The following is a 20,203-nucleotide window of genomic DNA, read 5'->3' as shown; positions in this document are numbered from 1 at the left end:
GGGACATATCCGACTGAACACCGGGTGAAGCTTCACGCCCGATGCCAGTATTCGCGCGACGCAGTGAACCCTGCACTCGGGTGTGTCGCAAAGACACACGACCTATGCAGAATGACACGTCGGCGGCCTGCTTCTGACGAATTCTCACAATGATCCGGACCTCACAAAACATCCGGTATGGTCATTCGCGAACGCAGATAACACAATCAGTCGCATCCTAGAATATCGCGGCCCAGTACATCTGGTCAAAACCGATGCCTGTGCGCTTGGCGACATGCCCACCCCTTCGACACGCTTCCTTGACTGATTCAAGAAAAGGCGGCAAGCTGAAGCCGTGGCTGAGAAGAAGCATGGACACGAATCGGAGCCGACTGCAGCACTGCGGAACAGCTCCCTTCGTGTGACGAAACAAAGAGTCGCGGTGCTCGAAGCTGTCTGTGAACATCAGCATGCAGACACCGATACCGTCATTCGCGCCGTCCGTGAGCAGCTCCCCGAGGTGTCGCATCAGGCCGTCTACGACTCACTGCACACCCTCACCGAGGTTGGGCTCGTACGGTGCATTCAGCCGTCCGGGTCCGTGGCGCGGTACGAACGGCGCATCGGGGACAACCATCATCACCTCGTGTGCCGATCATGCAATCTCATCGTCGATGTTGACTGCACGGTCGGGCAGGCTCCCTGCCTGACACCTTCACACGACGCGGGATTCGTCATCGAGCAGGCCGAAGTGACCTTCTGGGGACTGTGCCCCGACTGCAACTCATCGCCGTCGGGAACCACATCTCCTGCAGGACGCTCCGAGACCACCTCGGCGACCTGAGCCGATCCATCCTTCGACAATGCCTCACCCCTTTTGTCTTCAACCGAGCCCGACGGGGCTCGACCGTGAAAGGTACACAATGACCGAAAGCTCCACAGGCGGCTGCCCAGTCGCTCACACCACCTCGGCGGCGTCTGCGCCTGCGGCCGAGTCGCTGGCCGCTCCCAGTCAGGGCGACGCGAACTCGCACTGGTGGCCCAACCGCCTCAATCTCAAGATCTTGGCCAAGAACCAGCCTGCACGCGACCCCATGGACGAGGGCTTCGACTACGACGCCGAATTCGCCAGCCTCGACTACTTCGCGCTCAAGGCCGATATCGAAGAGCTCCAGAAGACGAACTCCGACTGGTGGTCTGCCGACTTCGGACACTACGGCCCATTCATGATCCGCATGGCCTGGCACTCGGCCGGCACCTACCGTGTTCAGGACGGACGCGGCGGTGGCGGCGAGGGACAGCAGCGCTTCGCCCCGCTGAACTCCTGGCCCGACAACGTGGGTCTCGACAAGGCTCGTCGCCTGCTCTGGCCGGTCAAGAAGAAGTACGGCAAGAAGATCTCCTGGGCCGACCTGTTCATTCTCGCCGGCAACGTCGGACTGGAGTCGATGGGCTTCAAGACCTTCGGCTATGCAGGCGGACGTAAGGACGTATGGGAACCCGACAACGACGTCTACTGGGGCTCAGAGACCGAATGGCTGGGCACCGACAAGCGCTATGTGGGCAACCGCGAACTGCAGAAGCCCCTGGCCGCAACCACCATGGGGCTCATCTACGTCAACCCGGAAGGCCCGGAAGGCAAGCCCGATCCGCTGGCTGCCGCGCTCGACATTCGCGAGACATTCGCTCGTATGGCCATGGACGATGAGGAGACCGTCGCCCTCATCGCCGGTGGTCACACGTTCGGCAAGACCCACGGCGCAGCCCCGGAGTCACACAAGGGCGGCGACCCCGAAGCAGCACCGATCGAAGAGCAGGGACTGGGCTGGAAGTCCGATTTCGGCACCGGTCAGGGCAACGACACCGTCGGCAGCGGCATCGAGGTCACCTGGACCTATCACCCGACCCGCTGGGACAACGAGTTCTTCCACATCCTCTTCGCCTACGAATGGGAAGTCTTCGAAAACGACGGCGGACACCTGCAGTGGCGTCCGGTCGACGGCGGCGGAGACGACATGGTGCCCATGGCACAGGGTGACGGACGTCGTGAGCCCCGCATGCTCACGACCGACCTGTCCCTGCGCTTCGATCCCATCTACGAGAAGATCTCGCGTCGTTTCAAGGACGATCAGAAGGCTTTCGAAGATGCCTTCGCTCGTGCCTGGTTCAAGCTCACCCACCGTGACATGGGCCCGGCCACCCGCTACCTCGGACCCGAGGTTCCGGAAGAAGAGCTGATCTGGCAGGACCCGGTCCCAGAAGGCACCCCGCTGGATGAGGCCGGACTCGAGGCAGTCAAGGCCGCCATTCGCAACTCAGGTCTGACCGTCTCCCAGCTGGTGTCCACCACTTGGGCTGCAGCGTCAACGCACCGCCGCTCGGACTTCCGCGGCGGTGTCAACGGCGGACGTCTGCGCCTCGAACCGCAGAAGAGCTGGGACGTCAACGAGCCGGCGAAGCTGGCTCAGGTCGTCAGCGTCCTCGAGGGCATCGCAGCCGACAACGGCGCCTCCTTCGCCGATGTTCTGGCAATCGCCGGAGCCGTCGGCATCGAGACCGCAGCACAGGCCGCCGGACATGATGTCAGCGTCCCGGTGACCACGGGCCGCGGAGACGCAACCCAGGAGCAGACCGACGTCAACTCGTTCTCCTTCCTGGAGCCGACTCACGACGGATTCCGCAACTACCTGACAGAGGGCCTTCCGCTCTCGGCCGAACATCTCCTCCTGGACAGGGCCAGCCTCTTGGGCCTGACCCCGTCGGAGCTGACCGTGCTCGTGGGCGGCCTGCGCGTCCTCGGCGCGAACTACGAAGACTCCGAGCTCGGTGTGTTCACCGATCGCCCGGGCGAGCTGACGAACGACTTCTTCGTCAATCTGCTCGAACTCGGCAATGTCTGGAAGCCGGTCGGCCCGTCCGAGTCCGCCAACGTCTACGAGTGCTTCTCCCCCGCCGGAGAGAAGCTGTGGACCGGCAGTCGCATCGACCTCCTCTTCGGCGCCAACTCAGAGCTGCGCGCCATCGCCGAGGTGTACGCCTCCGATGATGCCAAGGAGAAGTTCGTCAACGACTTCGTCAAGGCCTGGAGCAAGCTCGTCGAGGCAGACCGTTTCGACCTGCACCGCTGACGGAGATCTCCTCCGCTAAGTGTTCTGAGCACTGACGACTGTGCCCCCACCGATTTCGGTGGGGGCACAGTCGTTTCCGGAACAGAGCATGGCACCGTGGCGGCAGAGAGAATCAGGGCTCTCGGTTGAGGACCGCTGCTTCCTGCGACACCGAGCTCAGCCCGGTCAGAGCAACGTTCTCTTCGCTGCTCTCGTCCACCGCCGAGGTGTCATCGGCCGTCTGGTCATCCGAACTTTGGGAGGACTGTCCGTCCGATCCTTGGCTGGTCGAGTCTTGGCTGGTCGAGTCCTGGTTGTTCGAATTCTGGTTGGTCGAACCCTGTCCGCCCGGCGCCATTCCTCCGCCCGGCCCTGCACCACCCTGCTGGCCGCCGCCCTGTTGGCCGCCTCCCGGCTGGCCGCCAGGTCCACCCGCACCCTGGCTTGTGCCGCTGTCATTCGACATCAGCACTGTCGAGGCGCCCACTGCTCCTCCGGCGAGTCCGCCGACGATGAACAGGGCCGCACCTGCGAGGACGGCAGGGATCAGCGGAACGCGCCTCTTCTTCCGGCCGCTCGCATCCATGGGACCGGCCGTGCTGCTCGAGATCATCGGACCGGTTGTGCTGTTCTGGCCAGCAGGGCTGGGCTGGGTGGAAGCGTCGGATCGGGCAGCAGGGTCGGCAGGGTTCTGATTCTGGTTCTCAGTCATGAAATCTCCTTGGTTGTCAGTGATTCCACTTTCGTGTGCCGTGCTGTCGCCAATCCCAGTCGAGGCTGTGTCCAGCCTGTGCAGTTGAGCGCGGGTGCGACCCAAGACCTTCAGGCAGCTCGGAAGCGGAGCTCGAACACGGTGCCGCCCTCCGAGGTCGTCATCGACACCGTGCCGTGCATGAGTTCGACGAGTCCGGAGGCGATGGACAGACCCAGACCAGATGATCCTCCGCGTATTCCCTCGGTTCTGGTTCGTGCAGCATCGCCGCGGACGAACCTGTCGAAGACTGTGTCGCGGATGTCTTCGGGGATGCCCGGGCCGTCATCGCTGATGCGCACAGCCACCATCTGCTGGGCTTCGGCCTCGTCAGTGTGTTCAGCCTCAACATGGACCCGCGTGCCCGCCTGCGTGTGCACGCACGCATTGGTGAGTATGACTGCGACCGCCTGACGCACCTGATCGTCGGCGCCGCGGATCTCCAAGGCTTCTGGAGGCAGATCCAGATGGATCTCATGATCCGGGCTGAGCACGTGCGCATCTTCGACGAGGTCCAAAAGCAGTGCAGACACATCGACGCTGTCTTCCTTGGTCGGCTGTCGGCCGGCTTCCAATCTGGCGAGGAGGAGCAGGTCATCGACGAGCGAGGACATCCTCATCGCTCCGGAGTCGATCCGGCCCAGAGATGTCTGCACCTGGACAGGAAGCTCGTCCCGATACGGTCGGGTGAGGTCTGCCCATCCTCTGATCGTGGCGATCGGGGTCCGCAGCTCGTGCGAGGCGTCTGCGACGAATCGTCTCATCTGCTCTGTCCCGCGATATCGTTCGTCAAGAGCGGAGCCGACGTGGTCGAGCATCCGATTCACCGACGCGCCGACGTCACCGACCTCGGTGCCGGGCACCGCGAGTTCTGAGGGCACCCGCAGCGCCAGCTCGGGCTCCCCCTCCCCCAGCTCGAGGTCGGTCACTTCCCGGGCTGTGCGCGCAACATCCCTGAGGTCACGCAGCTGCCTGTGGATGATGACGGCCATGAGCAGTGCCGTTGCGAGTACGCCGATGAGCACCGCGAGTGCCGTGGTGTAGGCCGTTCGCTCAAGCGCAGAATCGACGCTGTTCTGCGGGACCCCGTAGACGGTCGTCGTTCCCTCGTCGTCAAAGGCCGCGACACGATAGGTGCCGAAGCCGGGAACCTCGACAGAACGATGCCCTATAGACGCACCGGCCTCCCCCGGACCAGCCGATTCACCGCCGCGATCCCCGTCAGGTTCCTCACCACCGGTCACCGCGTCGACGTTGAGGAGAACATCGACCGCATCTGTGGGAAGCGTCTGCGGCTGCACGCGCCCCGCCTCGGCGATCAAGCCCTCGGCGGAGTCATCGGTGCCGACGACCACGAGGGCACCATCGCCGACACCCGGCTGGAAGAGGTAGCGCAGTGCTTGGTCAACAGAGGTGGACGAATCGGTCTCGTCCGAGGCCGGAGGGTTCCCCGGTTTCTGTCCGGGCCCGGGATCGACTCGGGCATGATGGGTCATCCCGGCCAGCTGACTGTCGAGATCGGACATCAGGGAGGTCCGCACGCTCCACCACGAGGCGGCCCCGATCCCGGCTCCCACCAGTGTCAGGACGAGACTGGCGAGGACGATCAGTCGTGTCTGCAGCCGCCACCGGCGCACAGGAGGAACGGCCTTCACGGATCGGCCCGAAGGATGTAGCCGGCCCCTCGTTTGGTGTGGAAGAGGTTCGGCAGGTCCTCGTACGGTGCGTCGATCTTCTTCCGCAGATACGACACATATAACTCCACGATGTTGCCGTTGCCGCCGAAGTCGTAGTCCCACACACGGTCGAGGATCTGCGCCTTCGACAGCACGGCCCGCGGGTTGCGCATGAACAGCAGCAGCACCTCGAATTCCCGTGCCGTGAGATCGATCGGGTGGCCGGCCCTGCTCACCTCGTGTGAGCGGGCATCGAGTTCAAGGTCGCCCACCCGCAGCAGATCCTCATCACCGCTGGGGATGACCGGCGCGCTGCGCCGGAGCCTGGCTTCGACCCGAGCGATGACCTCGTCGAGGTTGAATGGCTTCGTGACATAGTCATCCCCGCCCAGGCGCAGCCCGGTGAGCCGGTCATCGACTTCGTCGCGAGCGGAGAGGAACACCACGGGGGTGTCGATGCCCTCGCCGCGCACCTTCTCGATGACGGCGAACCCGTCGAGATCGGGCAGCATGACGTCAAGGACGATCGCGTCGAAATGCTCATTCCTGGCCCGTGCCACCGCATCCCTGCCGGTGCCCACGCTCACGGCCTCCCAGCCTTTGACCTGGCAGGCCATGACCAGGAGCTCGGCCAGGTTGGCTTCGTCATCGACGATGAGCACGCGTGCCGGGGCTGCGTCAGTGCCTGTGAGAGTCGCGTTCATGATTCGATTATCCCCCTCATCCGGCGCTGAGATCGTAGAGCGAAACGGAATCGACGGTCGTGGCCTCGAAATTCGCCTCAACCCATGCGGAGATCTCCGCCGAGGTGGAAGACCCGCCACCGCCTCCGCCAGGTCCTCCGCCCTGGCCATCCGATCCGGAGCCGATGTACCAATGGATCTGTCCTTCAGCGACAAGCTGCTTGAACTCCGCGAGTGTCGGCGAGGGATCGGTGCCGTTGAATCCTCCGATGGCCATCACGGGTTCCTCCACAGCCAGCTGGTAGCCTGCGGCCTGGTTGGCACCAGTCGCTGCCGCCGCCCACGTGAAGTCGGACGCGTCCTCGCTGAGGAGGGCAGTGAGTTCGGCTGAGGGGGTGGCTCCGCTGAGCAGACCGCCCATCCCGCTGCCACGGCCACCGTCGTCGCCTGCGGGTCCGCCCCCACCGGCAGGGCCTCCTCCGCCACCACCGCCACCCGGGCCGCCCATGCCCGAGTTCGTTCCGGCGATCGTGACGATCGACCCTTGAGTCGAGGCTGCGATCGTACGCACGCTCAGCTGTGCTGGAATCACCAGGCTGGCGACGAGGGCCACCGATGCCGCTGCCGACATCAGAGCGCGGTTGCGCCTGATGCCGTCTTGGGCCGCTCTGAACCTGAGGCCGGCGACGATCAGGAACAGCGCGCCCAGAATGGAGACCACGAGCACGCCCCAGCGCAGCCAGCCCGGGATTCCACTCATCGAGGCCGTGAGGATGAACTGCCACGCCCCCGTCAGAGCCCAGGCCAGGGCCAGCACCAGCATGGCGCCATAGCTTGCGCGTGTGAGAAGCAGCGCGACGCCGAGGGCGAGGATCACAGCGATCGCCGGCACCAGAGCCACCGTGTAGTACTCGTGGACGATGCCGTTCATATTGCTGAGCACCAGCCATGTCACCGCCAGCCATGCGCCCCACATCATCACGGCTGCTTCCAGACTGCCCGATGTGCGCGCGACCGGCACGTGTGTGCTGCGGGCACGGCGACGGCGGGCCACCTCGGCGCGGATGAGAAGGACGACGAGCACGACGAGCAGGAGCAGAGCCGTCGGCAGGAGCCAGGCGATCTGAGCGCCGAAGCTGCCCGTGAGCAGTCGGGCGATGCCGGTCTCTCCCCAACCGCCACCACCCTGGTCGCCTCCACCACCACCGACGGAACCGGTCTCGTTGCCCGTCAGTCTTCCGAAGCCGTTGTAGCCGAAGGTCAGTTCGAGGAAAGAGTTGTTCTGTGATCCCCCCACATAGGGTCGATCGGTCGCGGGAGTGAGTTCGACGAGGGCGATCCACCAGCCGGCGCTGATGACCATTGACGCGATCGGAACCAGGAGCAGAATGCCGCGGTACAGCCATGAACGGCGAGCGAAGAGCACCCAGGCCAGCGCCAGTCCCGGCACGATGAGCAGCACTTGGAACTGTTTGGTGAGGAAGCCGAAGCCGAGGCAGATGCCGGCGAGGCCAAGCCACAGAATGGCGGCACGAGTCGCAGCCCTTCGTGGGCTGCCCACGGCCCTCAGCCCATGCTGGGTCGCCACGACCGCTGCCACCATGAGCGTGACCAGCAGAGCGTCCGGATTGTTGAAGCGAAACATCAGCGCCACGACTGGCGAAAGCGCGAGCACGAGTCCGGCGCCCAGTGCGGCGAGCCGCTCGAGAGCGGCACCGGTGTGTCCGTGCAGGGCCAACCTCGTCGAATGGGCCACCAGCAGCACGCTCGCACCGGCCAGCAGCACCTGCGGCAGGAGCATCGAGAACGAGGAGAACCCGAAGACGCGCGCGCTCAGCGCCATCACCCACAGAGATGCCGGAGGCTTGTCGACGGTGATGGCGTTCGCGGAGTCCAGGGAACCGAAGAGGAAGGCCTCCCAGTTCTGGGATCCTGCCTGTACGGCCGCAGCATAGAAGGAATTCGCCCAGCCGTTGGCGCTGAGATTGGTGAGGAACCCGGCAATCGTGACCAGGGTCAGCAGGGTGAGGGCAGCTGGGTACCAGAATCGGCGCAGCTGCCGGTGCCCGGTGTTCGCAGTAGGGTTCTCATCCATGGTGTGTACTCCTCGAGTTATGGTGTGCGCCGATGGCGAACACCCAGGTCCGCAGCAGCACGAAGCGCACGATCGTGCCCAGCAGGTTCGCCAACGTCAGCACCGCCAAAGTCCCGATCGAGGCCCAGTGCCCGGTGAAGTTCGCAGCAATGGCCAGCCCCGCCGAGGTGAATCCGAGACACAGCGCGAACGACGCCAAACCTTTGACCTGGGTGGCGAGACCATGGTGGGGTGAGCGGACTCCGAAGGTATGTCGTCGGTTGAGGCCGGTATTGGCCACTGTTGAGATGAGAAGCGCGCCGAGGTTGGCCACAGCGGGTGAGAACATCTGCACGCCGAAGAGGAAGAGGACGGCGTAGAGCAGGGTGCTGACGATGCCGACATCGATGAAGTGCAGGATCTGGGCTCCGGTGTTCGGAGCGGGAACCTCGTCGATGCCCAGCGCTTGTCCCCCGGAACGGCGGATCGTTCTCCGCAGTCGGTGAATGCCCTTCACATCAGCCCATGCGGTGGCGAGGACGTCGACCGAGGAATCGGGGTCATCGACCCAGTCTGTGCCGAATTCGTGGATGCGCAGCCCTGCCCATTCGGCTTGGGTGAGCAGCTCGGTGTCGAAGAACCATGCCGTGTCTTCGACCAGCGGCAGCAGCTTCTTCGCGGCCTCCGCAGACATCGCCTTGAACCCGCACTGAGCGTCGCTGTAGCCGACTCCCAGGCTGAGTCTCAGCAGGCGGTTGTAGCAGCGTGAGATGACCTCTCGCTTCACCCCGCGGCTGATGTTCAGTCCCGGCAGCAGCCGACTGGCGATGGCGACATCGGCGATACCGGACCGGATGACCTCGACCATCGGATCCAGCGCGCGGATGTCGGTGGCCAGATCCACATCGGTGTATGCCACGACGTCGGCCTCCGATGCCGACCACACCTTCGACAGGGCGCGGCCACGCCCCTTCTCCTCCAGGCGCACATACCGCACGTCGGGATGCTTCTCAGCGAGCGCCTCGGCGATGGCGGGGGTGGAGTCGGTGCTGGCATTGTCAGCGATGATGATCGTGACGTGGCTGTCCCCTTGACTCGTGGCCCTCAGCAGCGTTTCGACGGAGTTCGCCAGGCTGGATTCCTCGTTGTAGACGGGAACGACGAGATCGACGGTCGTGGCTGTTGGGGCGTCGTGAGCCGTGGTGAATGGGTGGGCGTGGGGACCTGCGTGGTCCCAAGGGATGCTGTGCTGTCTCATGAGGACAACAGTTCCGCTTGGGCTTAGGCCCAGCATTGGTCGAAGCTGTGGCCACCCTGTGGGAGTCAGATAGTCCTGATCGTTGCCGGATAGTCTTTATCGCTCCTGCCGTAGTGTGGTCCCCGCTACACTGGGCGTCATGGCAAAAGAAGATCCCCCGCACTCGCCCGCGCCCCGCATCCGAGCCTCTGACAAGGACCGCGACGCCGTTCTCGGAGTCATCACCGACGCGGTCAGCAACGGTCGGCTCGACCCGGAGGAGACCGCCGAACGTCAGGACGAGGCGATTTCGGCGAAGTACCTCGATGAGCTGTTGCCGCTCATCGTCGATCTGCCCGAGGGACATGACCTCTACCGCACCCTGCAGCGCCAGACCGGTGGCGGAACAGCTGCAGGCACCTCGATCACCCGCGCCCACGGTCCCACTCCCCTGGCTCCAATCGCAGAACCAGGGTCCGAGAAGCCGCTGAATTCCGTGGCGATCATGTCGGGTCGCGAACTCGATGTACCTGCCGGCACGGCCGAGGTGACGACCTATTCCCTCATGGGTGGCGACAACATCGACCTGTGCGACGTGATGGGGCCGGGAGTCACCGTGTCACTGACCTCGTATTCGATGATGGCCGGCCACGACATCTATGTCCCACCGGGCGTACGGGTCCGCGACGACACGATCAACATCATGGCCGGCAATGAGATCCGCGGCTCCGCCAAAGGAGACGGGTCGAACGGGACGCTCATCCTCAAAGGCGTGTCGTTCATGGCCGGACATGACGTGCATTTGGCCAAAGGATACCGAGCAAAGGATCAGGGGCAATTGGAATGAAGATAGGTGTACTGACCTCCGGCGGAGACTGCCCCGGACTCAACGCGGTCATTCGCGGAATCGTCCGCAAGGGAATCCGCTCCCACGAGGATTCGTTCGTCGGAATCCGCGACGGGTGGCGCGGCCTGCTCGAAGACGATGTGTTCGACATGTCGATGCTCGACGTCCGAGGGCTCTCCGGCCGAGGCGGAACCATCCTCGGCACGTCCCGCACCCACCCCTATGAGGGCGGCGGACCCGAGAGGATGCGTGAGGTGATGAGCGCCCACGGCATCGACGCGATTGTTGCGATCGGCGGCGAGGGCACACTGGCCGGGGCCTCCCGACTGGTGCACGAAGAGGGACTGAACATCATCGGAGTCCCGAAGACCATCGACAACGATCTCAGCGGCACCGACTACACCTTCGGCTTCGACTCGGCCCATGCCATCGCGACCGAGTCCATCGACCGGCTCCGCACAACGGCGGAGTCCCACCATCGGTGCATGGTCATCGAAGTCATGGGCCGCAACGTCGGATGGATCGCACTGCATGCCGGAATGGCCGGTGGCGCCCACGCGATCCTCATGCCCGAGTTTCCAGTCTCCTTCGATCAGATCGAGGAATGGGTGACCTCGGCCAGGGACCGTGGTCGTGCCCCGATCGTCGTCGTGGCCGAGGGCTTCATTCCCGAGGGTCTCGACGAACAGGTCGCGGACCGAGGTGTCGACAACAAAGGGCGGACCCGCCTCGGCGGGATTGCCGACTTCCTGGCGCCGAAGATCGAGGAGATCACGGGAATCGAATCCCGAGCCACGATTCTCGGACACCTGCAGCGAGGCGGCTCCCCCACGGCCTATGACCGAGTCCTGTCCACGCGCTTGGGAATGGCTGCGGCAGATCTCGCGCACAACGGCGACTGGGGCAAGATGGCCAGCCTCAAGGGCACCGACATCGTCTCGGTCGACATGGCGTCAGCCGTCGACCGCCTCAAGTCCGTTCCGCTCCAGCGCTGGGAAGAGGCTCAAGTCCTCTTCGGCTAGCGGCTGCTCGCGCACGCAGGCTGCGTGTGAATGAGCGAAGAGGGGCACCCACCATCAGGTGGGTGCCCCTCTTGCTGTTCCTGTCGACTCAGTCCGGAGACTCAGCGACAGGGACTCGACTCAGACGAGGCGCTTCAGCTGAAGGCGCCGTAGTCGTAGTCTTCCAGCGGGATGGCGGATCCGGAATCGGAACCGATGCCTGCGTAGAAGTCGCCGTAGCTGTTCGTGAACATCTCGGCCTTCGCCTCTTCGGTCGGCTCCACCACGATGTCGCGGTGTGTCTGCAGGCCGGTGCCGGCAGGGATGAGCTTACCGAGGATGACGTTCTCCTTGAGACCCAGCAGCGTGTCCGACTTGCCTTCCATCGCGGCCTCGGTGAGGACGCGTGTCGTCTCCTGGAAGGACGCGGCGGACAGCCACGAATCGGTGGCCAAGGAGGCCTTCGTGATGCCCATCAGCTCGTCACGAGCCGATGCCGGCTGGCCGCCTTCGGCAACCACACGACGGTTCTCGGCCTGGTAACGGCCACGGTCGACCAGCTCGCCAGGCAGCAGGTTCGTATCGCCCGACTCGATCACGGTCACGCGACGCAGCATCTGCCGCACGATGACCTCGATGTGCTTGTCATGGATGCCCACGCCCTGCGAACGGTACACCTTCTGCACCTGCTCGACGAGGAAGCGCTCAGCCTCACGACGACCACGGATGCGCAGCACCTGCTTCGGATCGACAGCGCCGATGACCAGCTGCTCGCCGGCCTTGACGTTCTGTCCGTCCTCGACGAGGAGGCGGGCACGCTTGGAGACTGCGTGCTCGATCTCTTCGCCACCGTCATCGGGGGTGATGACGACGAAGCGAGTCTTGCGGCTGTCGTCGATCTTGGCACGTCCGGTCGCCTCGGCGATGGGAGCGAAGCCCTTCGGTGTGCGAGCTTCGAAGAGCTCGGTCACACGCGGCAGACCCTGGGTGATGTCACCCGTGGACGCCGCCGCACCACCGGTGTGGAAGGTACGCATGGTGAGCTGGGTTCCCGGCTCACCGATCGACTGGGCAGCGACGGTGCCGATTGCTTCGCCGATGTCGACGAGCTTGCCGGTGGCCATCGAACGACCGTAGTGCATGGCCGAGATCTGAGTGTCGGAATCGGCGGTGAGCACGGAGTGAACCTTGAGCTCTTCGATCCCGGCAGCGACCAGCTTGTCGATCGTCTCTGCGGTCACGTCTGTCTTCGCCGGCACGATGACATTGCCATCGGCGTCGGAGACGTCTGAGACCGTGAGGCGACCGTAGAGGCTCGTCTCTGCATACTCGTGCGGCACAAGGTTGCCCTCGTGGTCGCGCTCGGCTGCAGGCAGCGTGATGCCCTTGTTCGAATCGGCTTCAGCGGTGCGGATGATGACGTCCTGCGACACGTCGACGAGACGACGGGTCAGGTAACCGGAGTCAGCGGTACGCAGAGCCGTATCGGCCAGACCCTTACGAGCACCGTGCGAGGCGATGAAGTACTCGAGGACCGACAGTCCCTCACGGTAGTTCGAGACGATCGGGCGAGGGATGATCTCACCCTTCGGGTTCGTCACCAGTCCACGCATACCGGCCAGCTGACGGACCTGCATCCAGTTACCGGATGCACCGGACTCCACCAGACGCAGAACCGAGTTCTCCTCCGGGAAGTTCGTCCGCATGACCTGGTCGACCTTCTCGGTCGTCTCGGTCCACAGCTTGACCAGTTCGTTGCGGCGTTCGTCGTCGGTGAGCGCACCGAGTTCGTACTGCTGCTGAACCTTCGTGTCGAACGCCTCGGCGTCGTCGATGATCTCGGTCTTGGCCTCGGGTGAGACCACGTCGGACATCGAGATGGTGATTCCCGAACGAGTTGCCCAGTAGAAGCCGCCGGCCTTGAAGTTGTCCAAGGTGTGGGCGACCTCGACCTTGGGGTATTCCTCGGCCAGGTAGTTCACGATGCGGCTGAGTGCCTTCTTGTCGATCGTGGAGTTCACGTACGTGTAGTCGGCAGGCAGGTAGTCGTTGAACTGTGCGCGACCAAGAGTGGTCTGCACGTCCAGCGGATCGCCGGCCTCCCAACCTTCGGGAACCTCAAGATCGTCGCCGGGGACGACATTCTCAAGACGGATCGTGATGACCGAACCGAGGTCCAGCTCGCCACGATCGAAGGCCATGATGGCTTCGCCGAGACCGGTGAAGGAGCGCCCCTCTCCGGCCAGGCCCTTGCGCTCGGAGGTCAGGTGGTACAGACCGATGATCATGTCCTGTGAGGGCATGGTTACGGGCTTGCCGTCCGAGGGCTTGAGGATGTTGTTGGCCGAGAGCATGAGCACGCGTGCCTCTGCCTGAGCTTCGGGGCTCAGCGGCAGGTGGACTGCCATCTGGTCACCGTCGAAGTCAGCGTTGAAGGCCGAGCAGACGAGGGGGTGCAGCTGGATGGCCTTACCCTCGATGAGCTGCGGTTCGAACGCCTGGATGCCCAGACGGTGCAGGGTCGGTGCACGGTTGAGCAGCACCGGGTGTTCGGTGATGACCTCTTCGAGGACGTCCCACACCTGAGGGTGCTGACGCTCGACCATGCGCTTGGCCGACTTGATGTTCTGAGCATGGTTGAGATCGACCAGGCGCTTCATCACGAAGGGCTTGAACAGTTCCAGAGCCATGGTCTTGGGCAGACCACACTGGTGCAGGTGCAGCTGCGGACCGACCACGATGACCGAACGGCCCGAGTAGTCAACACGCTTGCCCAGGAGGTTCTGACGGAAACGTCCCTGCTTGCCCTTGAGCATGTCCGACAGCGACTTCAGCGGGCGGTTGCCCGGTCCGGTCACCGGACGGCCGCGACGGCCGTTGTCGAACAGTGAGTCGACGGCTTCCTGCAGCATCCGCTTCTCGTTGTTGACGATGATCTCGGGCGCACCGAGGTCCAACAGACGCTTGAGGCGGTTGTTGCGGTTGATCACACGACGGTAGAGGTCGTTGAGGTCAGACGTGGCGAAACGTCCACCATCGAGCTGCACCATCGGGCGCAGCTCCGGCGGCACCACGGGAACAACGTCGAGGACCATGCCCTCGGGGTTGTTGTCAGTGGTGAGGAACGCGTTGACGACCTTGAGACGCTTCAGGGCGCGGGTCTTACGCTGTCCCTTGCCGGTGGCGATGAGTTCACGCAGCTTCTCGGACTCGGCCTCGAGATCGAAGTCGAGCAGTCGCTTCTGGATCGCCTCGGCGCCCATGGCACCGGTGAAGTAGAGACCGAAACGGTGGAACATCTCGCGGTACAGGCTCTCGTCACCTTCGAGGTCGTTGACCTTGAGGCTCTTGAACCGGTCCCAGACCTGCTCAAGGCGGTCGACCTCACGGTCGGCGTTCTTGCGCAGCTTCTCCATTTCCTTCTCGGCGACATCGCGCAGCTTCTTCTTGGCCGGGGCGGAGCCGCCGTCGGCCTCGAGTGCTGCGAGGTCCTCTTCGAGCTTCTTGGCGCGACGATCGATGTCGGCGTCACGGCGGGTGCCGATCTGCTGCTTTTCGATGTCAATCTTGTTCTGCAGGCTGGGCAGATCGCGGTGCCGAGAGTCCTCATCCACCGAGGTGATCATGTAGGCGGCGAAGTAGATGACCTTCTCGAGGTCCTTCGGTGCCAGGTCCAGCAGGTAGCCCAAGCGCGAGGGGACGCCCTTGAAGTACCAGATGTGAGTGACAGGTGCGGCCAGCTCGATGTGGCCCATGCGCTCACGGCGGACCTTGGCGCGAGTCACCTCGACGCCGCAGCGCTCACAGATGATGCCCTTGAAGCGGACGCGCTTGTATTTGCCGCAGGCGCACTCCCAGTCGCGGGTGGGACCGAAGATCTTCTCGCAGAAGAGTCCGTCCTTTTCGGGCTTGAGTGTGCGGTAGTTGATGGTCTCAGGCTTTTTCACCTCACCGTGTGACCAGCCGCGGATGGATTCCGCAGTGGCAAGACCGATACGTAGCTCATCAAAGAAATTGACGTCAGGCACGTAAATCCTCTTTCCTGGCGATGAACGTCTCGTTCATCGCGAAGTTGTGTCGGTTGAAGTGGAAGTCCTCAGACTTCTTCTACGGTCTGGGCTTCGCGGCGTGAAAGGTCGATGCCGAGCTCTTCAGCTGCTCGGTAGACCTCGTCCTCGCCGTCACGCATCTCAACCTCGGCTCCGTCCGACGACAGAACTTCGACGTTGAGACACAGGGACTGCATCTCCTTGATGAGGACCTTGAACGACTCGGGGATTCCCGGGTCAGGAAGGTTCTCGCCCTTGACGATGGCTTCGTAGACCTTCACGCGGCCTGGGATGTCATCGGACTTGATCGTCAGCAGTTCCTGCAGCGTGTAAGCCGCACCGTAGGCCTCGAGGGCCCACACTTCCATCTCACCGAAGCGCTGGCCGCCGAACTGTGCCTTACCGCCCAGCGGCTGCTGGGTGATCATCGAGTACGGACCGGTCGAACGCGCGTGGATCTTGTCGTCGACGAGGTGGTGGAGCTTGAGCATGTACATGTAGCCGACAGCGATCGGGTACGGGAACGGTTCACCGGAGCGACCGTCGAACAGCTGGGCCTTGCCCGAAGAGTCGATGAGGCGGTCCCCATCGCGGTTCGGAGTCGTTGAGTCCAGCAGTCCACGCAGCTCCTGCTCGTGAGCACCATCGAAGACCGGGGTGGCCAGGTTCGTGCCGGCCTCGGCTTCGCGAGCGGCATCCGGCAGTTCGGCAGCCCACTCGGGGTTGCCCTCGATCTTCCAACCCTGCTTCGAGATCCATCCGAGGTGGACTTCGAAGACCTGGCCGATGTTCATACGACGCGGAACACCGTGCGGGTTGAGGATGATGTCAACGGGGGTTCCGTCGGCAAGGAACGGCATGTCCTCAACAGGCAGGATGGTCGAGATGACACCCTTGTTGCCGTGACGACCGGCCATCTTGTCACCGATGGTGATCTTACGGCGCTGAGCGACGTAGACGCGGACCATCTGGTTGACGCCCGGCGAGAGCTCGTCGTCTTCCTCGCGGTCGAAGACGCGGACACCGATGACGGTGCCGATCTCGCCGTGGGGAACGCGCAGCGAGGTGTCGCGGACTTCGCGGGACTTCTCACCGAAGATCGCGCGCAGCAGGCGCTCTTCCGGAGTCAGCTCGGTCTCGCCCTTCGGGGTGACCTTGCCGACGAGGATGTCGCCGTCGGTGACCTCAGCGCCGATGCGGATGATTCCACGATCGTCGAGGTCTGCCAAGGCGTCGGGCGAGATGTTCGGGATGTCGCGGGTGATCTCTTCGGCGCCGAGCTTGGTGTCGCGAGCATCGACCTCGTGCTCCTCGATGTGGATCGAGGACAGGACGTCGTCCTGAACGAGACGCTGGGAGAGGATGATCGCATCCTCGAAGTTGTAGCCTTCCCAGGACATGAACGCCACGAGGAGGTTCTTGCCCAGTGCCATCTCACCGTTCTGAGTCGACGGTCCGTCAGCCAGGACGGTGCCCGACTCGACGCGATCGCCTTCGTCGACGATGATGCGCTGGTTGTACGAGGTTCCGTGGTTGGAACGCTTGAACTTCGCGGCGCGGTAGGTCTGCATCGTGCCGTCGTCAGCCAGCACGGTGACGAAGTCGGCCGACACCTCGGTGATGACACCTGGGCGATCGGCGGTGATGACGTCACCGGCGTCGACAGCGGCACGGTATTCCATGCCGGTTCCGACGACTGGCGATTCCGACATCACCAGCGGCACAGCCTGACGCTGCATGTTCGCACCCATGAGGGCGCGGTTCGCATCGTCGTGCTCGAGGAACGGAATCAGCGCGGATGCGACAGACACCATCTGACGTGCGGAGACGTCCATGAAGTCAATCGTGTCGTACTGCACCAGCTCGGCCTCGCCACCGCCGCCCTTAGGACGTGCGAGAACTTCGACCTCGGCGAAACGCTGCTCTTCGGTCAGCGGCGCGTTGGCCTGAGCAATGTTGAACTCAAGCTCATCATCGGCAGTCAGGTACTCGGTCTCATCCGTGACGACACCGTCGACGACCTTGCGGTACGGCGTTTCGATGAAGCCGAACGGATTGATGCGGGCGTAGGAGGCCAGCGAGCCGATCAGGCCGATGTTCGGGCCTTCCGGGGTCTCGATGGGGCACATACGACCGTAGTGCGAGGGGTGGACGTCACGGACTTCCATGGCGGCACGGTCACGCGAGAGACCACCCGGTCCCAGAGCCGAGAGACGACGCTTGTGGGTCAGACCCGCGAGCGGGTTGTTCTGGTCCATGAACTGCGAGAGCTGCGAGGTACCGAAGAACTCCTTGATCGCAGCCACCACAGGGCGGATGTTGATCAGGGTCTGGGGTGTGATCGCCTCGACGTCCTGAGTCGTCATGCGCTCACGAACGACGCGCTCCATGCGAGACAGACCCGTGCGGACCTGGTTCTCGATGAGTTCGCCGACCGCACGGATGCGACGGTTGCCGAAGTGATCGATGTCATCGAGCTTGACGCTGAGTTCGATGTCCTCGCCGTCACGGACACCCTTGGAGGTGTCGACACCTGCGTGCAGAGACACCAGGTAGCGGATGGTGGCGACGACGTCATCGGTCGAAAGAACCGAGTCACTCAGCGGCGCATCGACACCCAGCTTGCGGTTGACCTTATAGCGGCCGACCTTGGCCAGGTCATAGCGCTTGGGGTTGAAGTACAGGTTGTTGAGCAGGTTGCGGGCCGCTTCAGCGGTCGCAGGCTCAGCCGGGCGCAGCTTCTTGTAGATGTCGAGCAGCGCTTCGTCCTGCGTGTTGACCGTGTCCTTGGCCATGGTCTCGCGGATCGACTCGAACTCGCCGAATTCCTCGAGGATCTTCGCTTCGGACCAGCCGAGGGCCTTGAGCAGAACGGTCACCGACTGCTTGCGCTTGCGGTCGAGGCGAACGCCGACCTGGTCGCGCTTGTCGACCTCGAACTCCAGCCAAGCACCACGGGAAGGGATGATCTTCGCGGTGAAGATGTCCTTGTCAGTGGTCTTGTCGACGCTGGACTCGAAGTAGGCACCGGGCGAACGCACGAGCTGCGAGACGACGACACGCTCGGTGCCGTTGACGATGAACGTGCCCTTGTCGGTCATGAGGGGGAAGTCACCCATGAAGACGGTCTGGCTCTTGATCTCGCCGGTGTTGTTGTTCATGAATTCGGCGGTCACATACAGTGGCGCCGAGTAGGTCATGTCGCGTTCTTTGCACTCATCGATGGAGTACTTAGCGGCTTCGAACCTGTGCTCCCGGAACGACAGTGACATCGATCCACCGAAGTCCTCGATCGGTGAGATCTCTTCGAAGATGTCTTCGAGTCCCGAGGTGGTTGCTACGGAATCGTCTCCGATTTCAATGGCTTCGGCGACGCGGTCCTGCCACGCTTCCGAGCCGATGAGCCAATCGAAGCTGTCTGTCTGCAGACCGAGCAGATCGGGAACCTCGAGCGGTTCGCGAATCTTCGCGAAGGAGATTCTCTTGGGGGCGTTAGCGGTCCTGGTGTTATCGTTGGCGGCGGCCAATGGGATCCTTCCGAGTGCTTCACCAATTGATAGGTTGACCCTCCACCCGAAGTCACGTCGCCAACCGCTGGTGTGTCAGATTTCGACACCGGGCGACAACGTGGTTCACTTGAGTGGAAATGAGGTGCCCCCCGCTATATGAAGGCACGCCACAGGCAGATCAACGCAAATATCAAGCTTATAGCAATCGGTCAAGTCATGCAAGACGCTTTTTCCATAGACCGACCCAGGCCCAAGTTGCGAATCCTCCTCGATCGTTGATGGCCAGCATCCAGGAGTTCTCCACCGCATTCCACGTGTAGATCCTCTCCACACTGCTCGACTCCCCCAGCGCCACATGGTTCGCGATCTTCAGTGCTGCGCCGAGTCCGTGCCCGCGATGTTCACGCGCCACCAGCGTCGACCCCTGCCATCCCACTGCGGGGCGTTCGTCGACGTGTGCGACCTCGGTGAATCCGGCGGCATCGTCCCCTTTGAGTGCGAGCGCTGTGCCCAGCAGCTCCCGATTCTTCCTGCGCTTCTCATCGAGCGCGCGGACCCGCTCAGCATCCCAGGTCTCCTCTTCGCCGAACTCTTCGGCTCCCGGAGTGTCCGTGGACATCTTCTGGTGCAGCCAGGCGATCTGGTCGAGGCGATGCTCAGGAGTCGGCCCGCTCCAGGTCTCGATCGTATAGCCGGGGTCGAGTTCGACACGAGGCAGACTCGCAGCGATTGCGGTCTTCGCCACGGAGCACCGCTCGAGCTGTTTGAAGGCGAATCCATGATGGCTCAGGAAGGCGACGTCCGGTTGCCCGGCGGGCAGGCTCCCCACCCCGGACTCTGCCGCCAGGTGGGCACTGCGCACTTCGGCTGCCCGGTCCGACTCCGGAATCTCGCAGTAGCTGGTCAGTTGGGTGCGCCCCTGTGCGACCAGGCTCGTCTCCATCGCAGTCAGCATTTCGGTGCCCAAGCCCTGTCGGCGTCTGTCGGGATGAACCGCGCACCACACATCGGCGACATCGAGGTTGTCCTGCAATGTCAGGTAGGCGATGCCTTTGGCCACAATGACCCCGCCGAGGCGACCGATCCAGGTCTGATGACTCGTGTACTCATTCGGTGAGAGCAGCTCCTGGCGCACCTCGTCCGCGCGTGGGTCGAAATCATCACCGAGACCCGATGCTCGGTTGATGAGCGCATCGAAGGCGACCACCTCGGCGAGGATCTCCTCGATCTCGTTCGCAGGGCGAGACCCGGCGGGGATGTGAGTGATCTCCATGACCGCACATTCTAGAC

The 20,203-nt window shown here is 63.4% G+C and carries 12 protein-coding genes; 4 read left to right on the top strand and 8 right to left on the bottom strand.

Annotated features, from left to right (window positions below):
* Positions 1-334: 334 nt before the first annotated feature.
* Positions 335-823 (top strand): Fur family transcriptional regulator, encoded by a 489-nt coding sequence (locus LQ788_RS06670; protein ID WP_231446053.1) that lies wholly within the window; start codon positions 335-337, stop codon positions 821-823.
* Positions 824-902: 79 nt separating this feature from the next.
* On the top strand, positions 903-3,107 hold the full coding sequence (gene katG, locus LQ788_RS06665) for a catalase/peroxidase HPI (RefSeq protein WP_231446052.1): 2,205 nt from the start codon (positions 903-905) through the stop codon (positions 3,105-3,107).
* A 112-nt stretch (positions 3,108-3,219) separates the two neighbouring features.
* On the opposite strand, the gene LQ788_RS06660 is transcribed toward katG, so the two are convergent.
* The 5 genes from LQ788_RS06660 to LQ788_RS06640 form a co-directional block, all read right to left on the bottom strand.
* Positions 3,220-3,798, bottom strand: a complete 579-nt coding sequence (locus tag LQ788_RS06660) for a hypothetical protein (RefSeq protein ID WP_231446051.1) — start codon at positions 3,796-3,798, stop codon at positions 3,220-3,222.
* Between the two features lie 110 nt (positions 3,799-3,908).
* The gene (locus LQ788_RS06655; protein ID WP_231446050.1) at positions 3,909-5,492 is read right to left on the bottom strand and encodes a sensor histidine kinase; all 1,584 of its coding nucleotides are present in this window, start codon (positions 5,490-5,492) and stop codon (positions 3,909-3,911) included.
* The gene (locus LQ788_RS06650) at positions 5,489-6,217 is read right to left on the bottom strand and encodes a response regulator transcription factor (protein WP_231446048.1); all 729 of its coding nucleotides are present in this window, start codon (positions 6,215-6,217) and stop codon (positions 5,489-5,491) included. Before LQ788_RS06650 ends, LQ788_RS06655 begins: the two co-directional genes overlap by 4 nt.
* A gap of 16 nt (positions 6,218-6,233) precedes the next feature.
* On the bottom strand, positions 6,234-8,291 hold the full coding sequence (locus LQ788_RS19845) for an ArnT family glycosyltransferase (protein ID WP_262908322.1): 2,058 nt from the start codon (positions 8,289-8,291) through the stop codon (positions 6,234-6,236).
* Complete coding sequence (locus LQ788_RS06640) at positions 8,284-9,528, bottom strand: glycosyltransferase (RefSeq protein ID WP_231446047.1); 1,245 nt, start codon at positions 9,526-9,528, stop codon at positions 8,284-8,286. The genes LQ788_RS19845 and LQ788_RS06640 overlap by 8 nt, the downstream gene beginning before the upstream one ends.
* 139 nt (positions 9,529-9,667) lie before the next feature.
* On the opposite strand from LQ788_RS06640, the gene LQ788_RS06635 reads away from it, so the two are divergent.
* Positions 9,668-10,354, top strand: a complete 687-nt coding sequence (locus LQ788_RS06635; RefSeq protein WP_231446046.1) for a DUF1707 SHOCT-like domain-containing protein — start codon at positions 9,668-9,670, stop codon at positions 10,352-10,354.
* Entirely contained in the window at positions 10,351-11,376 is a 1,026-nt protein-coding gene (locus tag LQ788_RS06630) for a 6-phosphofructokinase (protein WP_231446045.1), read from the top strand. The genes LQ788_RS06635 and LQ788_RS06630 overlap by 4 nt, the downstream gene beginning before the upstream one ends.
* A 134-nt stretch (positions 11,377-11,510) precedes the next feature.
* Here LQ788_RS06630 and LQ788_RS06625 read toward each other — a convergent pair whose 3' ends face one another.
* The 3 genes from LQ788_RS06625 to LQ788_RS06615 all read right to left on the bottom strand — a co-directional run bounded on the left by LQ788_RS06625 (position 11,511) and on the right by LQ788_RS06615 (position 20,186).
* Complete coding sequence (locus LQ788_RS06625) at positions 11,511-15,383, bottom strand: DNA-directed RNA polymerase subunit beta' (protein WP_317207064.1); 3,873 nt, start codon at positions 15,381-15,383, stop codon at positions 11,511-11,513.
* 68 nt (positions 15,384-15,451) lie between these two features.
* Entirely contained in the window at positions 15,452-18,931 is a 3,480-nt protein-coding gene (rpoB, locus tag LQ788_RS06620; RefSeq protein ID WP_231446044.1) for a DNA-directed RNA polymerase subunit beta, read from the bottom strand.
* 196 nt (positions 18,932-19,127) lie between these two features.
* Positions 19,128-20,186, bottom strand: a complete 1,059-nt coding sequence (locus LQ788_RS06615) for a GNAT family N-acetyltransferase (protein ID WP_231446043.1) — start codon at positions 20,184-20,186, stop codon at positions 19,128-19,130.
* Positions 20,187-20,203: the final 17 nt, after the last annotated feature.

This window comes from Brevibacterium zhoupengii, from assembly GCF_021117425.1.
Taxonomy (GTDB): domain Bacteria; phylum Actinomycetota; class Actinomycetes; order Actinomycetales; family Brevibacteriaceae; genus Brevibacterium; species Brevibacterium zhoupengii.
The sequence above is the reverse complement of the archived record's forward strand: the minus strand, read 5'-3'. Positions and strand labels throughout refer to the sequence as shown.